General features: G+C 70.7%; 1 protein-coding gene. It reads right to left on the reverse strand.

Translation table 11 applies throughout. From position 1 onward, the window contains the following. On the reverse strand, positions 1 to 1,176 hold a 1,176-nt coding region (dxs, locus tag MFF13_RS25440; RefSeq protein ID WP_238273295.1), incomplete at both ends, for a 1-deoxy-D-xylulose-5-phosphate synthase.

Below are 1,176 nucleotides of genomic sequence, written 5' to 3' on the forward strand. Positions count from 1 at the left end.
GTGCGCGTGGCAGGTCGCCACCATGTGCACCAGCTCGGCCTCGTCGGCCGCCGCCATCACCGTCATGTTCGGCAGGCAGCACAGATACGCCAAGTCGAACGCGCCCGCATGCGTCGCCCCGTCCGCCCCCACCAGGCCCGCCCGGTCGAGGGCGAAGCGAACGGGAAGGTTCTGCAGCGCCACGTCGTGGATGACCTGGTCGTAGGCCCGCTGCAGGAAGGTCGAGTAGATCGCCACGAACGGCTTGTAGCCCTCCGTCGCGAGACCTCCGGCGAACGTCACCGCATGCTGCTCGGCGATGCCCACGTCGAAGGTCCGGTCGGGATGCGCCTTGCCGAACAGGTCGATGCCGGTGCCGCCCGGCATCGCCGCGGTGATCGCCACCACCTTCTCGTCGGCGTCCGCCGCCTTGATCAGGCTCTCGCCGAACACCCGCGTGTAGGCCGGCGCGTTGGCCTTGGCCTTGGTCTGCACCCCCGAGAGCACGTCGAACTTCACCACGCCGTGGTAGCGGTCGGCCGACGCCTCGGCCGGGGCGTAGCCCTTGCCCTTGCGCGTCACGACGTGCAGCAGGATCGGACCCTGCTCGCTGTCGCGCACGTTCTTCAGCACCGGCAGCAGGTGGTCGAGGTTGTGCCCGTCCACCGGCCCGACGTAGTGGAAGCCCATCTCCTCGAACATCGTGCCCGAGCCGACGATCAGCCCGCGGGCGAACTCCTCGGCCTGCGCCGCACGCTGGTAGATCGCCTTCGGCAGCAGCTTGCCGAGCTGCTTGGCGGTCTCGCGCAGGCCGCGATACGCCCCGCCCGACGCCAGGCGCGCGAGGTAGGCCGACATCGCGCCGACAGGGGGCGCGATCGACATGTCGTTGTCGTTCAGGATCACGATCAGCCGCGAGTGCAGCGCGCCGGCGTTGTTCATCGCCTCGTAGGCCATGCCCGCCGACATCGAGCCGTCGCCGATCACCGCGATCATGTTGCGGCGCTTGGGCGCCTCGTGCCCGCGCGCCTTCTCGGCCGCCGCGTGGAGATCCCGCGCCACCGCCATGCCCAGCGCCGCCGAGATCGAGGTCGAGGAATGCGCCGCCCCGAACGGGTCGTACTCGCTCTCCGAGCGCTTGGTGAAGCCCGACAGCCCGCCGCCCTGCCGCAGCGTCCGCATCCGGTCGCGCCGGCC

Origin of the sequence: Methylobacterium cerastii, from assembly GCF_022179125.1 — a bacterium.
In the GTDB taxonomy this organism is placed as follows: domain Bacteria; phylum Pseudomonadota; class Alphaproteobacteria; order Rhizobiales; family Beijerinckiaceae; genus Methylobacterium; species Methylobacterium cerastii.